The sequence below is a fragment of the Synechococcus sp. CBW1108 genome (assembly GCF_015840335.1).
Taxonomy (GTDB): domain Bacteria; phylum Cyanobacteriota; class Cyanobacteriia; order PCC-6307; family Cyanobiaceae; genus Cyanobium_A.
The window spans coordinates 1346257-1372488 of record NZ_CP060395.1 but is presented as its reverse complement, the minus strand read 5'-3'; the positions used below and the strand labels follow the sequence as shown (position 1 = coordinate 1372488).

The following is a 26232-nucleotide window of genomic DNA, read 5'->3' as shown; positions in this document are numbered from 1 at the left end:
GACCTACCCATGGCCGTAATGATCGAAGAGCTGATGGGCCAACTGGTTGCAGATGGGGGCAGCGATCTGCACATCAGCGCCGGCCTGCCGCCCTATGGAAGGTTCAATGGCCAACTCAGGCCCATGCAGCCTGAAATCCTCGAAGAAGAAGCCTGCAACAGGCTGATCTTTTCGTTGCTGAACAACTCACAGCGAAAACAACTGGAACAAACCTGGGAGCTCGATTGTGCCTATGGCCTCAAAGGCCTAGCCCGCTTCAGGGTCAACGTCTATCGGCAGCGGGGCAGCTATGCCGCCTGCCTGAGGGCCCTGGCCAATAAGGTGCCATCGCTCGAGAGCCTGGGGCTGCCGCCGATCGTTGAGGAAATGAGCCACACGCCAAAGGGGCTGATCCTGGTAACAGGCCCCACAGGTTCGGGTAAAACCACCACCCTGGCCGCAATCCTGGAGCACATTAATCAAACACGAGCAGAGCATATTCTCACCATTGAAGACCCGATTGAATTCACCTATAAGCCAGCTAAAAGTATCATCCACCAACGCCAGGTAAACGACGATACCCGCAGCTTTTCAAATGCACTGAGGGCAGCCCTTCGCGAGGATCCAGATGTGATTTTGGTAGGGGAACTGCGCGACCTCGAAACCATCCAGCTGGCCATCACAGCCGCCGAAACTGGTCACCTCGTCTTCGCAACCCTGCACACCAGCTCGGCCGCCCAAACCGTCGACCGGATGGTTGATGTGTTTCCAGCTGGCCAACAAACCCAGATCCGGGTGCAACTGAGCACCAGCCTGGTGGCGATCTTTGCCCAAACCCTTTGCAAACGCAAGCACCAGGGCCCTGGCGAGAACGGCCGGGTACTGGCCCAGGAGATCATGGTCAACACCCCGGCAACGGCAAACCTGATCAGGGAAGCAAAAACGGCCCAGCTTTATTCCCAGATCCAAACAGGGGGACAACTGTCCATGCAAACCCTGGAAAAGGCCCTTGCCAACCTGGTACTAAGTAACCAGATCAGCCTGGATACGGCCCTTTTAAAATCATCAAGACCTGAAGAACTCAAACGGCTTGTGAGCCAATTGGGCTGATCCATGCCGACCTTTGCCGCCACCTACATCAACCCCCGGGGGAAAGCGGCTGTCATCGACATCGAGGCGGCGGATCCAAGCCAGGCCAAACGCTCCCTGCGCCTGCGCGGCATCCGAGCCACCGAGATCAAACAGAAAACGGAGGCATCGGTCAGTGAATTCAATGCCAAAGCACTCCTGAATCAGAAGCTGAACTTCTCACGCTTCAGCGAACTGATCGAGACCAGGCCAGGCATCAAGGACAAAGCTGTTTTTGCGAGCAAGATGGCCGCCTTAGTGAATGCTGGCGTTCCGATTGTGCGCAGCATCGATCTGATGGCAGGCCAGCAGAAGCTGCCAATGTTCAAGCGTGCACTCGAATCGATCAGCCTGGAGGTGAACCAGGGCACCTCCCTCGGTGAAGCCCTAAGACGTTGGCCCAAGGTTTTTGACAAGCTCACCATCGCCATGGTGGAAGCTGGGGAAGCAGGCGGGGTACTGGACGAATCCCTCAAACGGCTTGCCAAGCTGCTGGAGGACAATGCCAAACTTCAAAATCAGATCAAAGGTGCCATGGGCTATCCCGTGGCGGTGCTTTTTATAGCCGTCGCCGTATTCCTGGGCATGACCATTTTCATCATTCCCACCTTTGCCGGTATTTTTGATGGCCTTGGCGCTGAGCTGCCCTGGTTTACCCAGGCCATGGTGAACCTGAGCAGCCTGCTGAGATCTCCATTCACCCTTTATTTGGCAGCCGGCCTGGCAATCTTTATTTATATCTTTGGCAGGTTTTATGCGACGCCGCCAGGAAGGCGCAGGGTTGATTCATTCATTCTCAAGCTCCCCCTCTTTGGCGAGTTAATTCAAAAATCAGCCACCGCCCAATTTTGCCGCACCTTCAGCTCCCTTTCGCGGGCGGGAGTGCCAATCCTAATGTCCCTTGATATCGTCAAAGAAATAACGGGTAATTCAATCATGGCTGATGCGATCAGCAGCAGTCGCGAGGGGGTCCTGCAAGGCATCCCCCTGAGCGTCGCCCTCGGCAACATGAAGGCATTCCCAGAGCTGTCGATCAGCATGATGTCAATCGGCGAAGAAACAGGCGAAATGGATACCATGCTTTCCAAGGTTGCCGACTTTTACGAAGACGAAGTTGGCGCCACAGTCAAGGCCCTAACCTCCATGCTCGAACCGGCACTGATCGTCGTCGTTGGCGGCATTGTCGGCTCAATTCTGCTGGCAATGTATCTGCCAATGTTCTCCGTATTCGATCAAATCAAATAGGCCCAAGCCAGCTTCTCAGGCCCTGGCCAAGGCCTGACCCGCAAGCCAGCCACTGCTCCAGCAGTGCTGGAAGTTAAATCCACCGGTGACCCCGTCTATGTCCAGCAATTCACCCACCAGGTAGAGGCCCGCCTGACGGCGGCTTTCCATCGTGGCCAGGTTGACCTCACCGAGGGGGATGCCCCCGGCCGTCACAAATTCTTCGCCGAAGGGTCCCCGCCCCGTCACGGCCACCCGCGTATCCCGCAGGGCCGTGATCAGCCCCTGCTGCTGACGCTTGGTCAGGTCGGCCCAGCGCTGCTGGGGATCGACCGCCTGGCCCTGGAGCAGGGCCAGCCAGAGGCGGCGACTCAACTGCGGCCAAGGCCGCCAGTTGGCCAGCTGGCGTTTGGCCTGGCCGCGCTTGGCTTCGGCAAACATGGACTCCAGCTCGGGCTGGGACTGGCCGCCGGTCCAATCGAGCCGTAATTCGCCGCGGTAGCCGGCAGCCTTGAGGGCCCGGGCTGCAAAGGCCGTCAGGCGCAGGGTGGCCGGCCCGGAGATGCCCCAGTGGGTGATCAGCACCACGCCCCGCTGGCGAAAACGGCTCCCGCCCGCACCGCCCGCCGGATCCGGGGGCAACTGCAAGGCCAGCTCCACCGAATCCATCACCACACCAGCCAACTCCAGCAGGGGATTGCCGGCCATGGCCAGGGTGAACAGGGAAGGCACAGGAGGCACCAGCCCATGGCCCAGGCTCGCCGCCAAACGGCGGCCGCTGGGGTGGCTGCCAGTGGCCAGGACCAACCGCCCAGCTGTCATCTGCTGGCCCTGGCCACCGCGGAGCTCCAGGGCAAAGCCCCCGCCACTGGCCAGGGCAGCCCCCTGCAAACCCACTCCCGTATGGAGCCGCACGCCGGCCTGCAGGGCCGCCCGGCGCAGGCTGGCCACCACAGACTCGGAGCGGTTGGAGCGGGGAAACAGGCGGCCGTCTGCCTCCTCCACCAGCTCCAGCCCGTGCCGGCCAAACCAGGCCACCGCATCGCCGGGGCCAAAGCGGCCAAAGGGGCCCCGCAGGGCCTGGCCGCCGCGGGGGTAATGGCCCACCAGCGCCTGGGGATCCCAGCAGGCATGGGTGACGTTGCAACGGCCGCCGCCGCTGATCAACACCTTGTGCAAGGGCTCGCTGGTGGCCTCCAGCAGACAGATATCGCCCACCCCCGCTTCGGCGGCGGCGATGGCAGCCATGAAGCCCGCCGCTCCACCCCCTGCCACCACCACGGCGGCATGGCTAGACGGCATGGTTAATCAGCATCGCGGGCGGGCAGCATGGGGGCATGGGGCAGATCGATCCGGCCAGTTATCGCTTCAGTGTGGCTCCGATGATGGACTACACGGATCGACACTTCCGGGTGTTGATGCGCCAGATCAGCCGGCGCAGCCTGCTCTACACGGAGATGGTGGTGGCCCGAGCCCTCCATCACGCCCGCCTGGAACCGGGCTCCAGCCAGCCCGATGGCCGGCTGGAGCGGCTGCTGGGCTTTGATCCAGTAGAAAAACCCCTGGCCCTACAGGTCGGGGGCGACGATCCGGCACTGCTGGCGGAGGCCGCCCAGTTGGCGGCCGACTGGGGCTACGACGAAATCAACCTGAATGTGGGCTGCCCAAGCGAAAAGGTGCAAAAGGGCCGCTTCGGGGCCTGCCTGATGGCCGATCCGGGCCAGGTGGCCCGGTGTGTGGCCGCCATGGCCGCCGCCAGCCCCCTGCCGGTAACGGTGAAACACCGGATCGGCATTGACGAGCGCGACAGCTACGCCGAACTGCTTGGCTTCGTCGACTCGCTGGCGGCGGCAGGGGCCCGACGCTTTGCGGTCCATGCGCGCAAGGCCTGGCTGGCAGGGCTCGATCCCAAACAGAACCGCACGATTCCGCCCCTGCGCCCCGAGCTGGTGCATCAGCTCAAACGGGATCGGGCCGGCCTCACTATCGAGCTCAACGGCGGCCTGACCAGCCTGGAAAGCTGCCTGGAACAACTCCAGCTGGTTGATGGGGCCATGGTGGGCCGGGCGGCCTACGGGCACCCGCTGCAGTGGGCGGGGGTGGATCGGCAGGTGTTCGCGGACGACAGCCAGCCCGAGGCCACCGCATCGAGTGTGGTGCGGGGCCTGATTCCCCATGCGGAGCGATGGCGCCAGCGGGGCAAACGGCTCTGGCCGATCGCCCGCCACCTGGTCCACCTGGTGGAGGGGGTAGAAGGAGCCAGGCGCTGGCGCCAGGGCCTCACCCGAGCCGCCGGCTGCCGAGATGCGGACCCAAGCGTGCTGGAAGCGGCAGCCCTGGCCCTGGAGGAGCGGGGCTATTAGGCGGGGTCTGGCCAGCCAGCGCCCCTGCCTAGCCTTCGGCGCCCCCGTAGTAACTGCCCCCACCGGTATCGCCGCCACCGCTGCGACGGCGACGGGTGCGGCCCGCATCAAAATTGTCGCTGGGGGCAGGGGCGCCAGAGCCATAGCTGCGGTCTTCCCAGCCGCGGGCACCCGAGCCGCCGCCCCCAGTGCTCCTGCCGCCACCTCCACTGCTATTGCCGTAGCCGCCGCCACCCCCTCCATAGCCACCGCCACCTCCGCCGCCATTGCCGTAACCGCCGCGACGCTGGCCGCCACCCCCGCCGCCGCCGGCCCCACGGGGCTCAGCCTTGTTGATGCGCAGGGGGCGCCCCATCAGCTCAGCCCCTTGCAGGGCGTCGATGGCCTTGGTTTCGGCAGCGTCATCGACCATCTCCACGAAGGCGAAGCCGCGCTTGCGCCCGGTATCTCGCTCAAGGGGCAAGGAACAGCTGACCACATCACCGAAGGGTGCAAACAGTTCCGCTACGTCGTCCTGCTCAGCGCGGAAAGGAAGGTTGCCGACAAAGATACTCACGAACCGTAGATCGACCACGGGGCCGATGCATGTGGGCCCTTAGGCCGCTAACTCCAGCACCCTAAGACGCCCACCAAAAGCTGACGGCCCTCAGGAGTCAAGAAGACTCCGAATTCGTTGCAGCTGCTGCTGCACTTGGTCAAACCCCGTACCCCCCTCACTGCGGCGTGCCGCCACCACCTGGCGGGGGGTGATCGCCGCGTGGATGTCGATTTCAAAAGCGGCATGAAGCTGCTGCCAGCGCTCCAGCGGCAAATCCCTTAGCAGAATCCCCTCCGCCAGGCAGTCCTTCACCAGGCCGCCCACCAGCTGATAGGCCTCACGAAAGGGCACCCCCTTCGCCACGAGGTAGTCGGCCACGTCGGTGGCATTGGAAAAATCTGCCGCCACCGCCGCCTCGAGCCTCTCGGGCCGAAACTCCAAGCCCTCCTCAAACAGAATCGCCATGGCCTCAAGGCAATCGAGGCAGGTGCGCACCCCGTCAAACAGGGCTTCCTTGTCTTCCTGAAAGTCCTTGTTGTAGGCAAGGGGCAGACCCTTGATCATGGTCAGCAGCCCCATCAGGTGGCCAAACACCCGGCCGCTCTTGCCACGCACCAGCTCGGCCACATCCGGATTCTTCTTTTGCGGCATCAGGCTGCTGCCGGTGGCGCAGCGGTCGGTGAGGCCGATGAAGCCAAATTCCTGGGAGGCCCAGAGAATCACCTCCTCGCTGAGCCGGCTGAGGTGCACCATTACCAAGCTGGCGGCCGCCATGAACTCCACCGCAAAATCCCGATCGCTCACCGCATCGAGGCTGTTGGCATAGATGGCCTCAAAGCCCAGCTCGGCAGATGTCTGGCGTCGATCGATCGGCACAGGCGTGCCCGCCAGGGCAGCCGCCCCCAGGGGGCAGCAGTTCACCCGGCCGCGCACATCGGCCAGGCGGGAGCGGTCCCGTTCGGCCATCTCGATGTAGGCCAGCAGGTGGTGGGCAAGGCAGACCGGCTGGGCCCGCTGCAGATGGGTGTAGCCGGGGATCAGGACGCTGCTGTGGAGCTCGGCCTGATCCAGCAGGGCCCGCTCGAAACGCAGCAGCGCCGCATCGATCGCATCGATCTGGCTGCGCAGCCACAGCCGCAGGTCCGTGCCCACCTGGTCGTTGCGGGAGCGGCCGGTGTGCAATTTCTTGCCCAGGCTGCCCAGCAGTTCGATCAGGCGCCGCTCCACGGCGAAGTGCACATCTTCGGCCTCCAGCCCGGGCTGGAAACTGCCGCAGGCCGCCTCGGCACGCACTGCCTCCAGGCCCTCGATCAGTTGGAGCGCTTCGGCTTCGCTGATCACCCCACAGCTACCCAGCATGCGGGCATGGGCGACGGAGCCGTCAAGGTCATGCTGGAGCAAGTTGATGTCGAAACCAATCGATGCGTTGAAACGCTCAATGGCCGGATTCAGCCCCTGCTCAAAGCGTTGGCTCCAGTTGGTCTCAGCTGGATCAATGGCCATTCGGGGCTGGGCAAAGGGCGCGGGGCGGGGATTCAGCTTGGCAGCAAGGGCAGCATCAGCTCCTCCCGCACCTTCAGCACCACCATCGAGGCATCGTCGTCAAGCTGCCGTTCCACCCCCACAAAGCGATCGAGCCGGGCAAACAGCTGGTCGAGAATCCCCTGGGCTCCCAGGCCGGCATGGCAGGCCGACTGCAGCTGGCGGATCAACCGCTCCTCATCGAAGCGTTCGCCGCTGAACCCGGTGGCCTCCGTGACGCCATCGGTGTAATAGAGCACCACATCACCCGACTCCAGCACTACCTGCTCGATGCCGTAGTCAGCCTCGCTCTGCAGGCCGATCAGCAGGCCGGGGGCATCAAGACGATCCACCTGGTTGCGCCGCCGCCGCCAGATCAGGGGCGGATTGTGGGCCGCATTGGCGAAGCGCAATCGGCGAGTTTTGGGGTCGTAATCGGAGTAGAAGAGGGTGACGAAACGGTGCGAATGGGCCAGGTCTTCCTGGGCCAGCTGGTTGAGATCGTGAAGGATCCGTTCCGGGGAGTGGCCGCTCAACACCTCCGCCCGCAACATGCCCCTCAACAGGGTCATCAACAGGCCCGCGGGCACACCCTTGCCCATCACATCTCCCATCACCAGGGCCCAGCGGGCCTGCTCACGGCGCTGGCCCTGCAACTGGGGGCAGGTGGGGATGAAGTCGTAGTAGTCACCACCCACCTGGAAGGCGGGCCGGCAGCGGGCTGCCAGCTCGACCCCGTCGATCACTGGACAGTGATCGGGCAGCAACTGGGCCTGGATCTCCGCGCCCGTACTGAGCTGGCGATCGAGGCGCTCATGGCGCCGCATGGTCTGCTGCAGGGCATCATTTTCCAGGGCCACGGCGCTGAGATCGGCCACCAGCTGCAGGTGGCGTCGATGCACCTCACTCCAGGCAAAGCCCTGGCGCCCACTGAAGACATAAAGCCGCCCCCGCTGCACGCTGCGGGCCATCACCGAGGTGGCAAACACCTGGCTACCTCCCAGCAAGCGGCCTACCCGCTGGTCGAGCAGGTTCAGCTCCCCATCCCCGAGGGCAGCCAGTTGACGCACCAGCTCGGCACAGCGATCCCCAGGCGAAGCCTGGAGTTGCTCGCGCCAGATGCGGCCATCTTCGTGAAACACCACCAGCACGGCCCCCTCTGCCTCCACCAGCCGGGATGCCACCAGGGGCACCAGCTCCAGAAAGCGGCCCAGGTTGGTGAAGCTGCGCAGGGTGAAGGCCAGGGAGACGAGCAGCTCCTGGTTACGGCGCTGCTCCCGGCTGAGGCTGTCGAGTAACTGCCGCAGAGAAGCAGCCGCCGAGAGGACCGGGCTGGCCTGCTGCGGGGGGCGCGGTGGCGGCTTGTTGCTCACCGAGCCAGGAGGGCCTCGACGAATTCAAAGCTGTTGAAGGGGCGCAGATCGCGAATACCCTCGCCGGCGCCGATAAAACGGATCGGCAGCCCCGCCTCCGATGCCACCGCCAGGGCGACGCCGCCGCGGCCACTGCCATCGAGCTTGGTGAGCACCACGCCGGTAAGGCCAGCCGCCTTGGCAAAGGCCATCGCCTGACGCAGCCCGTTCTGACCCTGGCTGGCATCGAGAACCAACAATGACTCCACAACCGCCTCGGGAGCCAGCTTGTCAATGATGCGGCGCACCTTGGCCAGCTCCTCCATCAGGTTGTGCTTGGTCTGCAGCCGGCCGGCCGTATCGACCAACACCAGCTCCGTGCCCTTGGCCTGGGCCGCACCGATGGCGTCGTAGACCACCGCCGCCGGATCGGCATTGGCGCTGGGGTTAGCCACCACCGGCACGTTGCTGCGCTCGCCCCACACCTGCACCTGCTGCACCGCAGCGGCCCGGAAGGTGTCAGCGGCCGCAATCAGGCAGCTGTAGCCACTGCGCACGGCCAGATTGGCCAGCTTGCCCAGGGTGGTGGTCTTGCCGACGCCATTGACACCCACCAGCAGCCACACATTGAGCTGCTGCCGCTGGGGAGCCAGCAAGGATGCCGGGCTGGCCTTGATCGGTTTGTCGAGAATGGCGCGCAGCTGCTCCTTGAGAAAGCGCAGCCCCTCGCTGGGATCGACCACCTCCAGGTTTAGGCGCTGGCGCAGGGCATCGAGCACCTGGTCGGTGGCCTTCACGCCCACATCAGCCCGCAGCAGGGTGGTTTCCAGATCGTCCAGCACCTCCGGGGTGAGGGGGTCATCGCCAAGCTTGTCGAGCAGCTGGGTGACAAAGCCCTGGCGGGTTTTCTCCAGGCCACCGCGCAGGCGGCCGAGCCAGTCGATCTCCTCAAGTGACACCTGATCGGCGCGCTTGCCCTGGGCCGCCAACACCTCGGCAGACCAGGTGAAGACTGTGTCGAAGTCACCCAGGCTGGGCTCGGCGGTATCTGTCTCTGTGTCTGCGGGCTGAGTGTCTGCGGGCGGACTGGCGGTGATCGCCTGCTGGCGTTCAGCCCGCTGGGCCGCAGCCCGCTCCAACAGGGAAGGAGCCGCTGCAGCCGGCTCGGGAGCGGGGGCCAAGGCAGCGGAGGACGGGGCACTGTCCCCTGCAGAATTCCGTACAGATTGTACAAAATTCTGCGGGGGGGTGGGAGGGGACCCGATCTGGGACCCTGTCGAAAACGCGGGCTCTGCCTGGAGAAGCGGCGCGAGTCCTTGCTCCGCCACCTGCTCGGCCACCTGCTGGGCTTCCTGCTGGGCCTTGAGCCGGGCATAGGCCTGACGGGCCCACTCAAGCGCCTCTGCATTGGGATCTGGCGCGTCAGCGGCTAGATCCGGTGGGGCCCCAGCTTCACTTTCGCCAGGGCCGGTGCGATTGAACCAGTCGTATGCCATGGCGCCCTCAGGCTCCCGCCACCGCTCGGGCGGCGGTGAAACGGCGCAGCACCCCATTGATCATGCGGCGCCCCTGTTCGTCGCTGTAGCGATTCGCCAGCTCCACGGCCTCGTTGCAGGCCACCGCCGGGGGGGTCTGGAAGCTGTCGAGATCCACGGCTGCCAGACGCAGGATGTCGCGGTCGATGCGGGGCAGGCGGGTAAGGCGCCAACCCTCCATCACCCCATCGAGCCGGCCATCGATCAGTTCGCGATCGCGCAGTACGGCCTCAACCCGGGCGAGGGCTCCACGGCGCACCTGATCCTGATCGGCCAGCAGCAGCAGCCGCGGCAACTCCAGGCTGGCGGAGAGGCGATTGATGGCCTGCTCGGCCGCCGCCAGACCCGCATTTAGGTGCTGACGCACCCGTGGCAGCTGCTGCTCACCCTGCTCCTGCAACTCGCTGTCCAGTAACTGCTGCTGGGCTATCTGCAGATCCTCTGCGGATCGGTCAAGGGCGTCGCGCACGTGCTGACTCAAGGTGGCGAGCACCTGCTGCAGCAGGCAATCCATGGCGGTGGGCAGCACCGGCTTTGGGCCACCGCGGTCGCTGATCTGACCCAGCATCAGCAGGGCCAGTTCGCGGGAGAGGGTGCGGCTCTGCATCAGGAGAGTTGGGGGGTGCGCAGCTGGGCCAGCAGGCTGGAAAAACTGCGATTGGGGGTGGACCGCTCGTCAGGGTTGACGATGCCGGCGGAAATGATGGTGCGGAAGGCATCCTCCACCGAGATCTCAAGGTCCTTGACGGAGCGTTCCGGCACCAGGGTGTACCAGCCAGTGGTGGGATTGGGGGCCGTGGGAATGAACACGCTGAGCATGGGCTCGGGCAGGCCGGCCTGGAGGGCACTGCCAATCACGCCGGTCACAAACCCCAGGGCAAACAGCCCCTCCCTGGGATATTCGACCAGCACCACGCGGCGAAATTTAGTTGAGTTGCCCTGCAGGAAAGTTTCCAGCAACTGCTTGAGGGTCTTGTAGACCGAGCCCGCCAAGGGAATGCGCAGCAGGGTGCCCTCGCCGAATTCCAACAGCCAGCGGCCGACGATGTTGCGGGCCATCAGGCCGATCAGCAGGATGCCGAGCAGGGGCACCAGCAGCCCAACCCCCAGGTTGATCAGCTCCTGCAGCAGGGGGCTGAGGGTATTGAAAGGGTTGAACTGCTTGGGGATAGATGTGAGAAAAGCCAGCACAAAACGACTCACCGTGGTGGCCAGCCAGATCGTGGTAGCCAGGGGAATCACCACCAGCAAACCGGCGATCAGGTCGTTCTTGAGGTCAGCCTGAAGCCGGTCCCCCAGGGGCTGATCTGTCTTGGGATTGGCTTGAACCAAGTGACAATCCGGAAATCCGGCCTGCAGCTACCACTCTGCAACTTAGCCAGCCAGGCGCACCTTTCGCCTGATCAGAGCAGGGCCACCAGAGCCACCAGCACGAAGCCGATCGCCAGCACCACTGCGGCACCAGTGCCGGCATAGCGGCGCTGCTGAACGGCCACATCACGGCCCAGGCTGGCCTGGGCGAGTTGCTGCTCCGCCCGCTCGAGCTGGGGCTTGAGCTGGGTCTCGATGAACTCCTGGGCTTTTTGTTTCTTGAGTTCCGAACTGGCGCCTTCGGGTATCTGGCCGTTTTGCTCCGCCTGGGCGATCAACTGATCCACAAAGGCAGGGTCCTGCAGCTGCTGCTTCTGCCTCTCCAGCTGGGCAGACTGCTGGGCGATGGCCCCATCGGCCTGGCTGGCCTGCTCCTCAAGAGCCTGGCTGGCGCCGATCGAAAGGGGCACCCCCACCACCATCGCCACGGCCAGCAGGATGGCCAGAACGGCCACGAGCAAGCGCAGGGGGGTGCGGCCGGCGGCGGGATGGTCGAGACGGCTGCCGAGCAGCATCAACAGCAAACCCACCAGTGCCAGGGGCGCCTCGTTGACCAACCTTTCGGCGAGCAGGGAGCGGAAGGGTTCAAGCGACCAGTTCCAACTGGCCACCAGGGCCAGCAGATGCAGCCCGAACAACACGACCAGGGTGAGGCCAAGCCAACGCAGCAGATGGCCCAGGCGGCCGAAGGAGGCAGTGCTCACAGGCGGATGCTCGCGGCAGATTGGGATAACGGCGCAAGTGTACGGGCGATGGCGCACAACGCCCACGGGGAGCTGGCACTCCAGCTGAAACAGCAGGCACTCCAGCTGGGGTTTGACCCGGTGGGCCTCGCCGCCGTGCCCGCCGGGGAGCGCCTGGGCCTGCGAACGGCGGCCCTGGAGCGCTGGCTGGCGGCGGGATATCAGGCCGACATGGCCTGGATGGCCGACCCGCGCCGGCGCGCGGTGGAGCAGCTGTTGCCGGGGGTGCGCAGCCTGCTGGCGGTGGGGCTCAATTACTACGTGGCGGCCGAGCGGGCCCCCGGCTCCCTGAAGGTGGCCCGCTACGGCTGGGGCCGCGATTACCACCGGCTGATCGATGGCCGCCTGCGGCGGCTGGGCCGCTGGCTGGAACAGCAGGTGCCCGGCGTGCGCTGGCGGGCCTGCGTCGACAGCGCCCCGCTGCTGGACAAGGCCTGGGCCGAAGAGGCGGGCCTGGGCTGGATCGGCAAGCACGGCAACCTGATCCACCGGAAACGGGGCTCCTGGCTGCTGCTAGGCCACCTGCTCACCAGCCTGGAGCTGCCCGCCGACGCCCCCGCCCAGCCCCTCTGCGGCAGCTGCAGCCGCTGCCTGCCGGCCTGCCCCACCGGCGCCATCAGCGAACCATTCGTGGTGGACAGCCGCCGCTGCATCGCCTTCCACACAATCGAAAACCGCGATGGCGAGCTGCCCGCCGCCATCGCCACGGCAATGGAGGGCTGGGTGGCCGGCTGCGATATCTGCCAGGAGGTGTGTCCCTGGAACCAGCAGCCCCTGGCGAGCAGCGACGACCCGGATCTGCAGCCGCGGCCCTGGCTGCTGGATCTGCGGGCCGAATCAGCCCTGCAGTGGGGTGACGGTGAGTGGGATGAAAAACTGCGGGCATCGGCCCTGCGACGGATCAAACCCTGGATGTGGCGTCGCAACCTCAGGGCCAATGAGGGCAGCCATGTCTAGGGTGGCCAAACCTGTACCCAAGCGATGGCACGGCGCCGGATGCGCACTTGTTGGTCTCTGGTTGGTGCCATCGGACTGCTGCTCACCACGGGCTTACCCGCCAAGGCCCTGGTGCCCTACGTCTATGTACCCCAACGCCAGGAGCTCGAAGGCGCCGGAATGGGAATTGCCCAGGCGGCCGCCCGCTTGCTGCGCCTAGGCCAGGCCGGGGATGCGGCGCGCCTTGCGGCCCTGACGGTGCAGCTGCTGCCTGAAGACCCCCGCGGCTGGGTGCTGCTGGCCGAGGCCCAGCTGCGCAGCAACCAGTTGGAGCAGGCCGGCATCTCCCTGGCGAAGGCCAAACAACTCGATCCCCGCAACCCGGGCATCTGGTTTGCCGAGGGCTCCCTGGCCCTACGGGCCAGCAAGCCAAGTGAGGCCATCAACCTGCTGGAGCAGGGCCTGAAGCTCGACAGGAGCAATGCGGGGGCCTACTTCGACCTCGGCAACGCCCGCATCCTTCTCGGCCAGAGCGGCGAGGCCCTGGCGGCCTTTGAGCGGGCCTCCTCCCTGCGCAAAGACTTCTGGGAAGCCCTCAACAACCAGGGGCTGGTGCTGTTCGAGCAGGGCCAGAACAAGGCCGCCATCCAGCGCTGGCGCCAGGTGTTGGGCATCAAACCAGACGCTGCCGAACCGACCCTGGCCCTGGCCGCTGGCCTGTTTGCCAGTGGCGCCGAAGGGCGCAGCGAAGCCCTGGAACTGGCCAGCAAAGCCCTAGACAACGACCCCAACTACGTGCTGGAGAGCTATCAAAAAGAACAGCTCTGGGGTCCGAAACTGCGCAGCACCACCCAGCAACTGCTGCTGCTGGGCGAGCTCAAACCAGTGGTGGATCGGGCCCTCGCCAATGCCAGCCCTGAGGGGGAAAGCAGCGAAGAGGAGTGAGGCCAAGCTTGAACTGAACCCCCCAGATGGGCTGGGGATCCCTGGACAGCATCTGTAGGCTGAGCCCCACTTTCCCTCCCTAGACCACAGCAACGGATGGCCGAGGAGCATTCAGGGGAATCCAGCGGACCGGGTGACTATCCGGGTAGGGATCCGGGCAACGATCCGCGCATCCAGCCGATCGCCCTGCATCAGGAGATGCAGCGCTCCTACCTCGAGTACGCGATGAGCGTGATCGTGGGAAGGGCCCTGCCGGATGTGCGGGACGGGCTCAAGCCAGTGCAGCGGCGGATTCTCTTCGCGATGCATGAGCTGGGCCTCACCCCCGATCGCCCCTACCGCAAGTGCGCCCGGGTGGTCGGTGACGTGCTGGGCAAATACCACCCCCACGGCGACCAGGCCGTCTACGACGCCTTGGTGCGCCAGGTGCAGACCTTCGCCAGCCGCCATCCATTGCTGGATGGACATGGCAACTTCGGCTCCGTCGACGACGATCCGGCGGCGGCAATGCGCTACACGGAAACCCGCCTGGCCCCGATCGCCAATGAGGGCCTCCTCGATGAAATAGGCAGCGAAACCGTTGATTTTGCCCCCAACTTCGACGGCTCCCAACAGGAACCAACGGTTCTGCCCGCCCAGCTGCCCTTCCTGCTCCTCAATGGCTGCACCGGCATCGCCGTGGGCATGGCCACCAACATCCCGCCCCACAACTTGGGCGAGGTGGTGGATGCCCTGATCGCCCTGGTGGGCAACCCGGATCTCAGCGACGAAAAGCTGCTGGAGCTGGTACCGGGCCCGGATTTCCCCACCGGCGGCGAGGTGTTGGTGGGCCAGGGGCTGCGCGACACCTACCTGCTGGGCCGGGGCAGCATCCCGATGCGGGGGGTGGCCCACATCGAGGAAGTGCAACCCGGCAAGGGCCGACACCGACGCGGCGCCGTGGTGATCACCGAGCTGCCCTACCAGCTGAGCAAAGCGGGCTGGATCGAGAAACTGGCAGAGCAGGTGAACGAAGGCAAGATCGGCGGTATTGCCGACATCCGCGACGAGAGCGACCGGGAAGGCATGCGGGTGGTGGTGGAGCTGCGGCGGGACGCCAATGCCGAAACCGTGCTGGCCGACCTCCAGCGCCGCACCGCCCTGCAGAGCAATTTTGGGGCAATTCTGCTGGCCCTCGTCAATGGCCAGCCGGTACAGCTGAGCCTGCGGCGCCTGCTGCAGGAATTCCTCGAATACCGCGAACTCACCCTGATCAGGCGCACCCGCTACGCCCTCAAGCGCTGTGAGGATCGACTCGAAGTTGTCGAGGGCCTGATCAAAGCCCTCAACTCCCTGCAAAGGGTGATAGCCCTGATTACCGCTGCCAGCGATGCCGCCAGTGCCCGGGCGGGACTGCAGGTGCAATTCGATCTGAGCGAGCGCCAGGCCGATGCGGTGCTGGCCATGCCCCTGCGGCGCCTAACCGGACTGGAGCAGGCAAGCCTGCGCAAGGAAGCGGACAACCTGGCCGCGGAGCAGGGCCAGCTGCGCCAGCTGCTCGACAACCGGACACTGCTGCTCAACACCCTGGTGGCCGAGCTGAAGTCGTTGCGCAAGCGCTTTGCGACACCCCGGCGCACCCGCCTGGTGGAGGGGGGTGACGCCCTGGTGGCCCAGCGGGCCGCGGCGGTTCGCCCCAACGCCGAGCTCCAGAGGCAACAGGCCTTTGCAGCTCTCAACCCGGATAGTCGCCTGCTGATCCAGGCGGATGGGGCTGTCAAGATCATCAGCCCCCAGGTGCTGGGTCGCCTCCACCTCGAGGAGCCCGCAAAGCTGGCCGAGCAACCAGCTCCCGCCAGGTTGATCCTGCCCATCGCCGCCCAGCCGCTGTTGCTTGCCTTCACGGTGAGTGGTCGGGTGGCCCTGCTGCGCTGGGAATTTGCTGCCCAACAGCCCGGCAATCTGGAGCGCTTCCTGCCCGAAAGCCTCGAAGGGGAGCAGGTGGTTCAGGTGCTGCCGCTGCCGAAACAGGGAAGCCTGGGGCTGCTGAGCAGCGACGGACGCTTCAAGCGCCTGCCCGTAGGGGAATTCCAGGAGTTATCTGGGAGGGCCACCACGGTGCTCAAACTCAAGGAAGGGGTGAGCCTGCGCCGGGTGGTGAGCGGCCAGGAAGGGGACCTCCTTGTGGTGGCGAGCAGCACCGGGCGGATGCTTCGCCTCCTAATGAACGAAGCCAACCTGCCGCTGATGGGCCGTGCAGCCCAGGGCCCGATGCTGATGCGGCTGCTGCCAGGCGAGGTGGTGGTGGGGGCAGCCTGCGCCCCTGACGAATCGGCCAGCCTGCTGCTGGCCAGCGGAGCCGGGCAGCTGAAGCTGCTGCGAATCTCAAGCCTGCGCCCGTGCCAGCGCGGTGACATGGGCCAGATCGGCCTGCGGATCCAACAGCGGGGCGATGCCCTGATCGACCTGAGCGGAGCCGACAGGCCCCTGGTGGGATTGCTGAGCGACAGGGGCTGGAGCGGCCGCCTCGAGCTCAGCCAGCTGACCCCGGAAGACTGCGGCGGTGCTGGCATCTGCCTCGATCTGCCGGCGGGCCAGCAACTTCGGGAACTGGTGCCGTTGATCAACACCCCCTAGTGCCGGGCCACTACCGGTGCAGCTGGTAGTGCAACTACCGGTGCAGCAGCACGCTGGCAGCGATTCCGGAGGGCTCCAGCATCAACTTGCTGGAACGCACCTGCTCGTCCATCTCGATTGGGTAGCTTCCGTCGAAGCAGGCCGTGCAGAAATGGCTGGAATTTGCCTGGGCCGCCTCCACCATGCCCTGCTGACTCAGGTAGGCGAGCGAATCGACGCCCAGGTGGGAGGAGATCTCAGCGAGGCTGAGCCGGGCAGCGATCAGCTGGTCCTGGGTGTCGGTGTCGATGCCATAAAAACAGGGGTGGGTGACCGGCGGCGAACTGATCCGCATGTGCACTTCGAGGGCCCCGGCATCGCGCAGGGCCTGCACCAACTTGCGACTGGTGGTGCCGCGCACGATCGAATCATCAATCACCACCACCCGCTTGCCCGCCAGCACATCGGGCAGGGGGTTGAGTTTGACCCGGATTCCCGCCTCGCGCATCGCCTGGGTGGGCTGGATGAAGGTGCGACCCACGTAGCGGTTCTTGATCAGGCCATCGCCGAAGGGGATGCCACTCGCCTGGGAGTAACCGATGGCAGCCGGAATGCCGGAATCGGGCACACCGATAACAATGTCTGCCGCCACAGGCGTTTCCCGGGCCAGGGCCTCGCCGATCCGCACCCGGTAGCTGTAGAGGGATTCGCCGAAGAAGCGGCTGTCGGGTCGGGCGAAATAGATCATCTCGAAGATGCAGAGCTTGGCCTCCTCCACGCACCAGCTGCTGCGCTCCGGCAGGGGATCACCCGCTCTGAAATGGATGATCTCGCCTGGTTCCACGTCTCCGTCAAAAACAGCGCCGATGATGTCGAGACCACAGGACTCACTGCTGACAACCCACTGGGCATCCACCAGATCGCCGATGTGACCAAACACCAGGGGGCGGATGCCGTGACCATCACGCAGGGCGAATAAGCCCTGGGGGGTGCCGATTACCAGGCTGAAGGCGCCGCGGCAGCGGCTGGCGGCATGGCGGATTGCCCCATCCCAGTCGCGGCCGCCATTCACCGCTTGCTGGATCGCAAAGGCAATCAACTCGGAATCGGTGGTGGAGGTGAGCTCGCTGGCGATATCTGCCAGCTCCAGGCGCAGCTCGGCCGCATTCACCAGGTTGCCGTTGTGGGCCAGGGCGCACGGGCCTAGCCGGGTCATCAGCACCACCGGCTGGGCATTGCAGACCTTGCTGCTACCGGTGGTGGAGTAACGGTTGTGGCCTACGGCCAGGTCGCCGACCAGGCGTTCCAACACGTCCTGGTCGAACACCTGGCTGACCAGGCCCATGTCTTTATGCAGCCGCACCTTGTGGCCGGCATCGAAGACGGCGATACCTGCCGACTCCTGGCCGCGATGCTGGAGGGAATAGAGGCCAAAGTAGGTGAGGTTTGCCACCGGCTCCCCAGGCGCCAGTACGGCGTAGATGCCGCAGGCCTCCTCTGGTTTGTCAGGCCGCTGATCGGTGGGGTCCGAATGCATCACCAGCACGGACCCACGTAAGGATCAGAAGGAGCTGGCATTCTGCACCAGATCCCCACCCATGCGCCGGGGGATGGCCTGCTCATAGCAGGTCTGCAGCTCCCCAATTCCCTGATCCACCAGCAAGCTGCCGGCCTGGCTGATCCTCAGGGAGGCCAGGGCCGTGACTGTCCCAATCGGCTGGGCCGGAACGGCAGCAGCGGCGAGCGCCGCCTGCCACCTCTGGGCCGCCGCAGGCGCCACGCTGACCAGGATGCGGGCACCGCCCTCGGCAAACAGCAGGCGATCCAGGCGATCGCCACTGGGGGGCAGTTGGAGCTGGGCGCCAAGGCCACTGGCAATGCAGCACTCCGCTGCAGCCACCGCCAGGCCGCCATCGCTGAGGTCGTGGGCGGAATTGACCAGGTTGGCGCCAATGGCCTGGCGCAGGAACGCCTGCACCTGCCGTTCCAATGCCAGGTCGATCAGCGGCGGGCGACCAGTCACCAAACCATGGATGCGCTCCAGGTAGCTGCTGCCAGAGAGGCTCACCCTTTCCTCAATGGCGGCGCCAGCCTGGCTTGCCAGGGGCACCCCGAGCAGCCAGATGGCATCACCGGCTTCGCGCCAGGCCAGGCCCCGCAGCTGGGCCAGATCGTGCACCAGGCCCACCATGCCCACCACCGGCGTGGGCTGGATGGGCTGCATGGAGCCATCGGGCAGGCGAGTTTCGTTGTAGAGAGAGACGTTGCCGCCGGTGACTGGCGTGTCGAGCGCCGTGCAGGCGGCCGAAAGGCCGCGGCAGGCCATCGCCAGCTGCCAGTAACCGGTGGATGTTTCCGGCGAGGGGAAGTTGAGATTGTCGGTAATCGCCAGGGGCTCAGCGCCGACGCAGCTGAGGTTGCGGGCAGCTTCAGCCACCGCCGCCATGGCCCCCCGCTCGGGGTCGAGGGCCACCCAGCGGTTGGGGCAATCCACCACGGCTGCCACGCCACGGCTCGATGCCGCCATGGCGCCCTCCCCCTGCTGGGGACGCAGCCGCACCACGGCCGCATCGGCACCGCCAGGGGGCACCACGGTGTTGACCTGCACCTGGTGGTCATATTGGCGATACACCCATCGCTTCGAAGCGATGGTGGGGTCGTCTAGCAGCTCCAGCAGGGCACCGTTCCAGCTGATCGGCAGCTCAGCTGGCAACTGGTCTTCGCGCCAGCGCCAGTGGGCCTGGATCTCGGCCGGAGGCTCACTGAGCAATTCGTGGTGGTTGATCGGGGTGTCGTCGGCCAGGGCGCTGGCGGGCACCTCGGCCGCCACCTCCCCGTTCTGGAGCACCCGCACCACATTTTCCTGCAGCACCCTGCCCACCACGGCCGCCTGCAGGCCCCAGCGGGTGAAACGCTCCATCAGCACCTCCTCCGTGCCGGGCTTCACCACAAACAACATCCGCTCCTGGGATTCGCTGAGCAGAAACTCATAGGCCGTCATGCCGGTCTCGCGGGCGGGCACGCGATCGAGGTCCAGCTCGATGCCCAGCCCCCCCTTGGCGGCCATCTCCGAGCAGCTGCAGGTGAGGCCGGCGGCGCCCATGTCCTGGGCGGCCACCACATCGCCGCTCGCGAAGGCCTCCAGGCAGGCCTCAATTAACCCTTTCTCGAGAAACGGATCACCCACCTGCACGGCGGGCCGATCATCCAAGGAGGCCTCGGTGAGCTCGGCGGACGCAAAGCTGGCGCCGCCCATGCCGTCGCGGCCGGTGGTGCTGCCCACGTACACCACCGGGTAGCCCACGCCCTCGGCGCCGGAGCAGACGATCTGCTCGGTTTCCATCAGCCCCAGGGCCATGGCGTTCACCAGAGGGTTGCCGGAGTAGCTGGGATCGAAGGCCACCTCACCGCCCACGGTGGGCACGCCCACGCAGTTGCCGTAGTGGGCGATGCCGGCCACCACGCCCTCCATCAGGCCCACGTTGCGCCCGTCCTCCAAGGGCCCAAAACGCAGGGCATTGAGCAGGGCGATCGGCCGGGCTCCCATGGTGAAGATGTCGCGCAGGATGCCGCCCACACCCGTGGCCGCCCCCTGGAACGGCTCCACCGCCGAGGGGTGGTTGTGGCTCTCGATCTTGAAGGCCAGGCGCTGGCCCTCGCCCAGATCCACCACGCCGGCGTTCTCGCCAGGGCCCACCAGGATGCGGGGGCCGGTGGTGGGGAAGCCCGCAAGCAGGGGCCGCGAGTTGCGGTAGCAGCAGTGCTCCGACCACATCACCCCAAACATGCCCAGTTCGGCCCGGTTGGGGGCCCGGCCCAGGCGGCGGCAGATCTCGTCGTAATCGGCCTGGCTGAGGTTCTCCTTTTTCAGTGCCTCGGGAACGGAATAGGCGGGAGCGGCGACCACAGACACCTGAGGCAGATCTTTCCAGTTTCCACGAGGGTGGCTGGACCGGTCGCCCTGGGTTGGTCAGATCCAGGGATCGTCATCTCGGGAACGGCTGGGCTGGGCTTCCTGCTGGGCTGGCTCAGGGGGGCTACCCGGCTCCTGCCAAGGGGTTTCCTCCAACCATCCTTCGAGTTTCTCCTCAAAACGACCACTCACCTGCTGCATCTGCTCTCGCCAGCGCCGGGAGCGCCGCAAAACGTCCTGCCGCACACTCGCCCTGGCCAGGGGCAGGTCGTCGAGACCCTCGACATTGGTCCATACCCGGCCTGGCTGCTGATCGACCAGGCGATCCAAGCTGAGCCGCCAGCGGCTGCTGCCGGGCAGGCGGGGATCGCTGCGGCTCAAGAGGTAATGGCGAATACGGCCGGTGGCCAACTCGATGGCGGCATCCGCCAGGGTGCCCATCGGTTGCTGCCGCCGGTCGAGCACCTCGGCCTCGATCAGGCAGGGCAACCTCTCGACCACCCCCTGTTCCGTTTCGGCCGGCTCCCCCTGCACCAACACTTCCAGGTCGATCAAGCCGCGCAGCTGGTTGAGCTTCCAAACCAGCCGGCGGGAACCAAACGCTGAAGGCCTCGAGATCCAGCCCAGCACCCGATGAACAGGGGGATGCATCCACACCTGGAGGCCGGCCCCGTGGTCCAACCCCTGGTGGCAGCGCACCCGTCTGCGCAGCAGCTCACTCAACAGCAACTGCTCCGGAAGCTTGCCCACCTTCAGCTGCGGATCTGGATGGGCATCACCAGGTAGGTGAACTGGGCACCGTCGCCAGGCGTAAGGATCGCCGGTGTGGTGGGGGCGTTGCACTGCAGCAACACCTTGTCGGCAGCCATCGTCTTGAGACCATCGAGCAGGTAGCGCACGTTGAAGGCGATCTGGACCCCTTCCCCTGTGATCTCGGCCGCTACGGCCTCAGAGCCACTTCCCACATCCTGGGCATCGGCCTGGATCAGCAGCTGGCCGGTGGCCGGATCCGCGCTGAATTTCACCACGTTGTTGTGCTGATCTGCGAGTACGGCCACTCTCTCCAGGGCAGACACAAGGGCGCGGCGATCAAGGCTGATGGTGCGGCTAAACCCATCGGGGATCAGTTGCCGGTAGTTGGGATAGGTGCCATCCAGGCTGCGACTGGTGAGCACCTGATCAGCCCAGAGAAACACCACCTGGCCCCGGTCATAAAACAAGCTCAGGGGCTCGTCCGACTGGCGGCCGGAGAGCAGGCGCTCCAGTTCGCGCAGGGAGCGAGCCGGCACGGTGACCGCGAATGGTTCACCTGGTTCACCGTCTTCGGCCTGAGCGGGGGCACCGGCGTGGGCCAGGCAGAGAACGGCGAGGCGATGGCCGTCGGTGGCGGCACACTCGAGCCCCTGGTGATCCAGCCGCAGGTGCACACCGGTGAGAATCTGCTTGGACTCATCACTGCTGCTGGCAAACAGGGTGGCCCGCAGGCCCTTCACCAGCGCCTCAGCCTCCAGTCGGATTGGGGTGCCGCTCTGCACCAGGGGAAGGTCAGGGAAATCCTCCGCCGGCATGCCTCGCATCTGGTAGCTGCCGGAAACACTGGTGAGCTCAACCTGCTCAGTCCCCTCCTCACAGTGGAGGGTGATCGGATTGTCACTGGCGAGCCTCGAGACAATTTCCCCAAACAACTTGGACGGCAGGGTGATGGCGCCGCTGGTTTCCACGCTGGCGGAGAAGCTGGTCTGAATGCCGAGGCTGAGGTCAAAACCAGTGAGGCTCAGGCGTCCAGTGCCCGCATCGGCAGTGAGCAGCACGTTGGCAAGCACCGGGTGGGTCGGGCGACTCGCCACCGCCCGGCTCACCAGCTGGAGACTGGAGCTCAGTTCGGATTGGGAACAGACCAGCTTCATGGCGTATGGACTGGGTTGCCTGGAGGCCAGCGTTGGTTAGGACCCACGCTTCCACAGCCTGGCTGATTCCGCAACGCCGGTGAACCGTATCCAACCGCCCTTCTGATTAAGGGATTAAAGGATTTTTAGAAGAAATAAAAACATCCGTAGTAGGGGCTGGGGGAACGGTGGAAAACCCACCAGACCCCAGTTCCTAGAAGCCATTGCCGGCCCATTTGGCTGGGGCATTTTGAATCGGTGCTGGGGATGGCCAAGTCTTTTGCCCAGTTTCCCGCCATTGGGGAAAAATGCTTTACCAGGAGGTTGGCGAAATCGGATCACCATCCCCGCCTTTTCCATGCCTTTCCCCCAGGTATGAATTAGCCACTTTGATAATTGGTTGGGGCCAAGGGAGCGTTTTTAAAAGCCCATCACCTCTGCAACTTTGGCCGTATCCGCCGCCAGACCGGTGTGAAAGCGGGCATCGTTGTGTTCGATGGCAGTGGTTGGGTCCTTGAGGCCGTTACCGGTCAGCACGCACACCACCGTTGCGCCCGGGGGCACTTCCTCTCGACGCTTCAACAACCCAGCTACCGAGGCGGCACTGGCGGGTTCACAGAACACCCCTTCACCAGAGCCGAGCAGCTTGTAGGCGTCAATGATTTCGGCATCAGTTACGGCCATGAAATCCCCCCCACTTTCGTCTTTTACCTTGAGAGCCTTGTCCCTGTTTACTGGGTTGCCAATCCGGATCGCTGTGGCGATCGTGTCTGGTTGGTCCACCGAATGGCCCAGCACCAGGGGGGCAGAGCCGGCGGCCTGAAATCCCATCATCCGCGGCAATTTCCTGCTGCGGCCAGCTGCCTTGTATTCGTTGAATCCCATCCAGTAGGCACTGATGTTGCCAGCATTGCCAACGGGGATGCAGAGCCAATCTGGCGCTTCCCCAAGGGCTTCTATAACTTCAAAGGCTGCTGTCTTTTGGCCCTGGAGGCGGTATGGATTGACCGAATTCACCAGGGTGATTGGATACTTACTGGCCATGTCCTGCACAATTGCAAGCGCCCGATCAAAGTTGCCCTGGATGGCGATTACCTCGGCGCCATAGAGCAGAGCTTGGGCCAGTTTTCCCTGGGCAACGTAGCCATCTGGGATCAGCACAAAGGCCCGCATGCCGCCGCGGCGGGCATAGGCGGCGGCAGCGGCCGAGGTGTTGCCGGTGCTGGCGCAGATCACCGCTTCTGAGCCCTCCTCCTTGGCCTTGGAGATCGCCATCGTCATGCCCCGGTCCTTGAAGGAGCCGGTGGGATTGAGACCGTCGTATTTCAGGAATACCTTCACCTTTCTGCCGATGCGCTCTGCGATCAAGGGAGCGGGGATCAGGGGAGTGGCTCCCTCGCGCAGGGTGATCACCGGCGTCTTGTCGCTGACCGGCAACCAACGGCGATAGGCCTCAATCAGGCCCGGCCAGTCCTGCATCGTGGGACAGCCAGCATATTGCCCCTGGCTCAGACGTTTCAGGGAACGGAGCAGGGACACGGTTTAAGGCAGTTGCTAGGCCGAATCTACGGTGTGCCTTTAGGGGTCTCGCCGCGCAGGCCATCGAGGGGGGATTCGGAGAAGAAGCGCACCAGGTCGGTGATTGAGCTGGCCTTGCGGATCAGGTTCATCAGGGCAGGGATGCTCACCTCCATTTCCCGAACCGGGTAGGCCCGGAAAAAGGAAATGGCTGAGATCGAACCATTGCCCTCCACCACACCCATGACCAGGCCGGAGCGAAGGGCAACGACACCAGCTTGAGATGCGTTGAGGGGAAAAACAATCTGGGCCAGTCGCTCGAGGATGGCCTCACCGATGCGGGTGTTCAGCAGCCTGCTGACCAGTGTGACCGGCAGCTTCACCGACTGGTTGAGCAGCTGGCCAACGGTCTTGGGATTTTGGTTGCTGAATCTCAGCACATCGGCAAGCAGGCCCTGGGCCTGGCCGGTGGCGGCCAGTTTCTCCAGATCGGCCACGGGGATCGAGCGCCGAAATGCCCCGCTGACGAAGACGAGATTCTCAGCGGCACCGGCGGTGGGTGGCGACCAGATCCCCAGGCCCCCCAGCAGGCTCATGCCCATCACGGCGGCTGCCGCCGTACGGCCCAGCACCCGAGTCCTATGCATGTGCAACCTTTTAGATGGATCTAGTTGGGTCAAACCTAGATCGGCCGTTTGAGGATTCAGGCGGAGACGAACACATCGCGCACCAGGCGCACCACACTGCGTTCAGCCAGGCCACGGGCAAGTTGAATGCCCATCTGGCGCAATTGGGGTTCGCCCAGAAGCCTGGGCAGGCGCCGCATCAGCATCTGGGGCTCAAAACCCGGCAGGGCCTGGAGAATTCCCGTTAATTGCCGCACCGGTTCAAGGTCCAGCAGCGGCTCGTTGGCGTCGCTCAGCCGGTGCTTGCGCAGGCCAGGGGGCTGGAGCCTCTCCGGTAACCGTTTGCCGATCCGCAAGGTGGTGTGCCAGGCCATGGCGTCCATGCGGAAAACCACCGCTTCCACCAGTTGCTGGCGCAGCAGCCCCCCATTGGCTGAAAACAGGAAGGTCAGCACCTGATCCAGTAGCCCCTCAAGATCCAGCTGGCTGCCCTGGGAGGCGCTGGCAATCAGGTTGTCGAGCCGCTGCCAGCGGAAGATGTCGCCGTCGAAGAGCATTTCCTTGAGGCTTTGACGCAGGCTGGGATCGGGATCCTCCATCAGTCGCCGGGCGAAATAGGGATAGGCGGCGCCAAGAATCTTGAATTCAGAATCCACGCTCAGGGCGATCCCCTCCAGGGTCACCAGGGAGCGGATGATCAGGGCGTAATAGGGCGGCACCCGGAAGGGGAAGCGATACATCACCCCGGAGAGGTCGTCGGTAACGGCTTTGAAATCCATGCGGCTGACGCCCTGCTCGATCGCCTGGCCGAAGACCTTCTCGAAGGCCGGCACGATCGGCTCGAGATTGACGTCTTCGGCAAGAAAGCCCAGGCTGACGAAATCCTTACTGAGCTTGCCGAAGTTGCGATTGACCAGGTGCACCACCGCCTGGATCAGGCCCGTGCGCGATTCGCGACTCACTTCGCTCATCATGCCGAAGTCGAGGTAGGCCAGGCGGCCGTCAGAGAGGGCCAGCAGGTTGCCCGGGTGGGGGTCGGCGTGAAAAAAGCCGTGCTCCAGCAATTGCTGCAAGCTGCAATTAACACCGATATTCACCATTTCGTCGGGGTCAACGCCGATGCCACGCACGGCCTCGAGGTTGGTGAGTTTCACCCCCTCGATCCACTCCATGGTGAGCACCCGGCGGCTGGTGGCCTGGTGATAGATGCGGGGGACGGCGATGCGGGTGTTGTGGGCGTGCAGGGCTGCGAAACGTTCGGCGTTGGCCGCCTCATTGCAGTAGTCCATCTCCTCGAACACCCGCTTGCCCAGCTCATCGATCAGGGCCACCAGGTCGCTGCGGATCAGGCCCACGTTCTGGTTCAGCCAGGCGGCGATGTTGCGCACGATGTAGAGATCGAGCGTGATCTGTTCGCGCAGCCCCGGTCGTTGCACTTTGACCGCAACCTCCTGACCGCCCTTGAGCACCCCTTTGTGCACCTGGCCGAGGGAGGCGGCGGAGATCGGTTCTGCATCTAGCTGTTCATAGATCTCCAGCACCGGGGCACCGAGGTCATCCTCGATGCAGGCCATGGCCAGGGCTGAATCGAAGCCTGGAAGTTGGTCCTGAAGTTGGGCCAGCTCCTCCAGCAACAGCGGCGGCACGATGTCTGGCCGGGTGGAGAGGGCCTGCCCGGCCTTGATGAAGGCGGGGCCCAGGGAGGCGATCAGATCTGCTGCTTCCCGGGCCCGGGCCCGGGCCCGATCGGGGCCCTTCAGCAGGCCGGTGAACCAGTCAAACCAGACCCCCAGCAGGTAGAGGCCAATCGGCACCAGGGTCTGCCAGAGGCGCCGGATCAGCCTCTGGGGGTGGCCGGCGTAGATCCGGGTGATGGCGGCCGGGTCGTAGCTGAGTAGGCCTGCCGCTTCGATGAAGTCGCTGAGCTCGGTTTTGTCGCTTCGAGCGGGAGACTCTTTGTCGCCTTGAGCTGGGGCCTCAGGCGTGATTTCCGGAGCTGGCTCAGGAGGGGCGCTCACCATGCCACGGGGCCGTTTAAGAATTTCCCCCCCTTCTAAAC

At 64.8% G+C, this 26232-nt stretch carries 21 protein-coding genes; 6 read left to right on the top strand and 15 right to left on the bottom strand.

The features are described from left to right. Nucleotides 1-9 precede the first annotated feature (9 nt). Both H8F27_RS07305 and H8F27_RS07300 read left to right on the top strand, forming a co-directional pair. On the top strand, nt 10-1089 hold the full coding sequence (locus H8F27_RS07305) for a type IV pilus twitching motility protein PilT (RefSeq protein WP_197152697.1): 1080 nt from the start codon (nt 10-12) through the stop codon (nt 1087-1089). 3 nt (nt 1090-1092) lie between these two features. Next, nucleotides 1093-2352 (top strand): type II secretion system F family protein, encoded by a 1260-nt coding sequence (locus H8F27_RS07300; protein ID WP_197152695.1) that lies wholly within the window; start codon nt 1093-1095, stop codon nt 2350-2352. A gap of 15 nt (nt 2353-2367) precedes the next feature. On the opposite strand, the gene H8F27_RS07295 is transcribed toward H8F27_RS07300, so the two are convergent. After that, nucleotides 2368-3633, bottom strand: coding sequence for an aminoacetone oxidase family FAD-binding enzyme (locus tag H8F27_RS07295; protein WP_197152693.1), 1266 nt, complete (start codon nt 3631-3633; stop codon nt 2368-2370). A gap of 35 nt (nt 3634-3668) precedes the next feature. Here H8F27_RS07295 and dusA point away from each other — a divergent pair, with 35 nt between their 5' ends. Next, on the top strand, nt 3669-4694 hold the full coding sequence (gene dusA / locus H8F27_RS07290; protein WP_197152691.1) for a tRNA dihydrouridine(20/20a) synthase DusA: 1026 nt from the start codon (nt 3669-3671) through the stop codon (nt 4692-4694). Between the two features lie 28 nt (nt 4695-4722). Here dusA and H8F27_RS07285 read toward each other — a convergent pair whose 3' ends face one another. From H8F27_RS07285 to H8F27_RS07255, 7 genes are all read right to left on the bottom strand, one after another. After that, complete coding sequence (locus H8F27_RS07285; protein ID WP_197152689.1) at nt 4723-5250, bottom strand: RNA-binding protein; 528 nt, start codon at nt 5248-5250, stop codon at nt 4723-4725. 90 nt (nt 5251-5340) lie between these two features. After that, on the bottom strand, nt 5341-6735 hold the full coding sequence (gene argH / locus H8F27_RS07280) for an argininosuccinate lyase (protein WP_197152682.1): 1395 nt from the start codon (nt 6733-6735) through the stop codon (nt 5341-5343). A gap of 32 nt (nt 6736-6767) precedes the next feature. Next, nucleotides 6768-8126, bottom strand: coding sequence for a PP2C family protein-serine/threonine phosphatase (locus H8F27_RS07275; protein ID WP_197152680.1), 1359 nt, complete (start codon nt 8124-8126; stop codon nt 6768-6770). Next, nucleotides 8123-9601 carry a signal recognition particle-docking protein FtsY gene (gene ftsY / locus H8F27_RS07270; protein WP_197152678.1) on the bottom strand — a complete coding sequence of 493 codons (1479 nt, stop codon included), beginning with the start codon at nt 9599-9601 and terminating at the stop codon, nt 8123-8125. The genes H8F27_RS07275 and ftsY overlap by 4 nt, the downstream gene beginning before the upstream one ends. Before the next feature lie 7 nt (nt 9602-9608). Continuing rightward, nucleotides 9609-10247 carry a transcription antitermination factor NusB gene (gene nusB / locus H8F27_RS07265; protein WP_197152676.1) on the bottom strand — a complete coding sequence of 213 codons (639 nt, stop codon included), beginning with the start codon at nt 10245-10247 and terminating at the stop codon, nt 9609-9611. Then, the gene (locus tag H8F27_RS07260; RefSeq protein WP_197152674.1) at nt 10247-10972 is read right to left on the bottom strand and encodes a DUF502 domain-containing protein; all 726 of its coding nucleotides are present in this window, start codon (nt 10970-10972) and stop codon (nt 10247-10249) included. The genes nusB and H8F27_RS07260 overlap by 1 nt, the downstream gene beginning before the upstream one ends. Before the next feature lie 71 nt (nt 10973-11043). Continuing rightward, nucleotides 11044-11715 carry an HpsJ family protein gene (locus H8F27_RS07255; protein ID WP_197152673.1) on the bottom strand — a complete coding sequence of 224 codons (672 nt, stop codon included), beginning with the start codon at nt 11713-11715 and terminating at the stop codon, nt 11044-11046. Between the two features lie 48 nt (nt 11716-11763). Between H8F27_RS07255 and queG the strand changes: the two genes are divergently transcribed. From queG to H8F27_RS07240, 3 genes are all read left to right on the top strand, one after another. Next, nucleotides 11764-12711 (top strand): tRNA epoxyqueuosine(34) reductase QueG, encoded by a 948-nt coding sequence (queG, locus tag H8F27_RS07250; RefSeq protein WP_231596576.1) that lies wholly within the window; start codon nt 11764-11766, stop codon nt 12709-12711. A gap of 24 nt (nt 12712-12735) precedes the next feature. After that, nucleotides 12736-13635 carry a tetratricopeptide repeat protein gene (locus H8F27_RS07245; protein WP_370594478.1) on the top strand — a complete coding sequence of 300 codons (900 nt, stop codon included), beginning with the start codon at nt 12736-12738 and terminating at the stop codon, nt 13633-13635. 96 nt (nt 13636-13731) lie between these two features. Further along, nucleotides 13732-16251, top strand: coding sequence for a DNA topoisomerase (ATP-hydrolyzing) subunit A (locus tag H8F27_RS07240; protein WP_197152669.1), 2520 nt, complete (start codon nt 13732-13734; stop codon nt 16249-16251). A 34-nt stretch (nt 16252-16285) separates the two neighbouring features. On the opposite strand, the gene purF is transcribed toward H8F27_RS07240, so the two are convergent. The 7 genes from purF to H8F27_RS07205 form a co-directional block, all read right to left on the bottom strand. Next, nucleotides 16286-17767, bottom strand: a complete 1482-nt coding sequence (gene purF, locus H8F27_RS07235; protein WP_197152667.1) for an amidophosphoribosyltransferase — start codon at nt 17765-17767, stop codon at nt 16286-16288. Between the two features lie 24 nt (nt 17768-17791). Then, the gene (gene purL / locus H8F27_RS07230) at nt 17792-20137 is read right to left on the bottom strand and encodes a phosphoribosylformylglycinamidine synthase subunit PurL (protein ID WP_197152665.1); all 2346 of its coding nucleotides are present in this window, start codon (nt 20135-20137) and stop codon (nt 17792-17794) included. A gap of 63 nt (nt 20138-20200) precedes the next feature. Next, a complete protein-coding gene (locus tag H8F27_RS07225) occupies nt 20201-20893 on the bottom strand; it encodes an RNA methyltransferase (RefSeq protein WP_197152663.1) in 693 nt (230 codons plus the stop codon). 2 nt (nt 20894-20895) lie between these two features. After that, complete coding sequence (gene dnaN / locus H8F27_RS07220; protein WP_197152661.1) at nt 20896-22050, bottom strand: DNA polymerase III subunit beta; 1155 nt, start codon at nt 22048-22050, stop codon at nt 20896-20898. Nucleotides 22051-22449: 399 nt separating this feature from the next. Further along, the gene (gene thrC / locus H8F27_RS07215; protein WP_197153422.1) at nt 22450-23508 is read right to left on the bottom strand and encodes a threonine synthase; all 1059 of its coding nucleotides are present in this window, start codon (nt 23506-23508) and stop codon (nt 22450-22452) included. Between the two features lie 86 nt (nt 23509-23594). Continuing rightward, nucleotides 23595-24194 carry an alpha/beta hydrolase gene (locus H8F27_RS07210; protein ID WP_197152659.1) on the bottom strand — a complete coding sequence of 200 codons (600 nt, stop codon included), beginning with the start codon at nt 24192-24194 and terminating at the stop codon, nt 23595-23597. A gap of 56 nt (nt 24195-24250) precedes the next feature. After that, nucleotides 24251-26194, bottom strand: a complete 1944-nt coding sequence (locus H8F27_RS07205; protein ID WP_197152657.1) for an AarF/ABC1/UbiB kinase family protein — start codon at nt 26192-26194, stop codon at nt 24251-24253. Nucleotides 26195-26232: the final 38 nt, after the last annotated feature.

What these genes read in the sequence shown, in the direction of transcription:
- H8F27_RS07305 (WP_197152697.1), top strand. Translation starts at nt 10, where the DNA reads ATGGCCGTAATGATCGAAGAGCTGATGGGCCAACTGGTTGCAGATGGG.
- H8F27_RS07300 (WP_197152695.1), top strand. Translation starts at nt 1,093, where the DNA reads ATGCCGACCTTTGCCGCCACCTACATCAACCCCCGGGGGAAAGCGGCT.
- H8F27_RS07295 (WP_197152693.1), bottom strand. Translation starts at nt 3,633, where the DNA reads ATGCCGTCTAGCCATGCCGCCGTGGTGGTGGCAGGGGGTGGAGCGGCG.
- dusA (WP_197152691.1), top strand. Translation starts at nt 3,669, where the DNA reads ATGGGGCAGATCGATCCGGCCAGTTATCGCTTCAGTGTGGCTCCGATG.
- argH (WP_197152682.1), bottom strand. Translation starts at nt 6,735, where the DNA reads ATGGCCATTGATCCAGCTGAGACCAACTGGAGCCAACGCTTTGAGCAG.
- ftsY (WP_197152678.1), bottom strand. Translation starts at nt 9,601, where the DNA reads ATGGCATACGACTGGTTCAATCGCACCGGCCCTGGCGAAAGTGAAGCT.
- nusB (WP_197152676.1), bottom strand. Translation starts at nt 10,247, where the DNA reads ATGCAGAGCCGCACCCTCTCCCGCGAACTGGCCCTGCTGATGCTGGGT.
- queG (WP_231596576.1), top strand. Translation starts at nt 11,764, where the DNA reads ATGGCGCACAACGCCCACGGGGAGCTGGCACTCCAGCTGAAACAGCAG.
- H8F27_RS07245 (WP_370594478.1), top strand. Translation starts at nt 12,736, where the DNA reads ATGGCACGGCGCCGGATGCGCACTTGTTGGTCTCTGGTTGGTGCCATC.
- H8F27_RS07240 (WP_197152669.1), top strand. Translation starts at nt 13,732, where the DNA reads ATGGCCGAGGAGCATTCAGGGGAATCCAGCGGACCGGGTGACTATCCG.
- purF (WP_197152667.1), bottom strand. Translation starts at nt 17,767, where the DNA reads ATGCATTCGGACCCCACCGATCAGCGGCCTGACAAACCAGAGGAGGCC.
- dnaN (WP_197152661.1), bottom strand. Translation starts at nt 22,050, where the DNA reads ATGAAGCTGGTCTGTTCCCAATCCGAACTGAGCTCCAGTCTCCAGCTG.
- thrC (WP_197153422.1), bottom strand. Translation starts at nt 23,508, where the DNA reads ATGCAGGACTGGCCGGGCCTGATTGAGGCCTATCGCCGTTGGTTGCCG.
- H8F27_RS07210 (WP_197152659.1), bottom strand. Translation starts at nt 24,194, where the DNA reads ATGCATAGGACTCGGGTGCTGGGCCGTACGGCGGCAGCCGCCGTGATG.
- H8F27_RS07205 (WP_197152657.1), bottom strand. Translation starts at nt 26,194, where the DNA reads ATGGTGAGCGCCCCTCCTGAGCCAGCTCCGGAAATCACGCCTGAGGCC.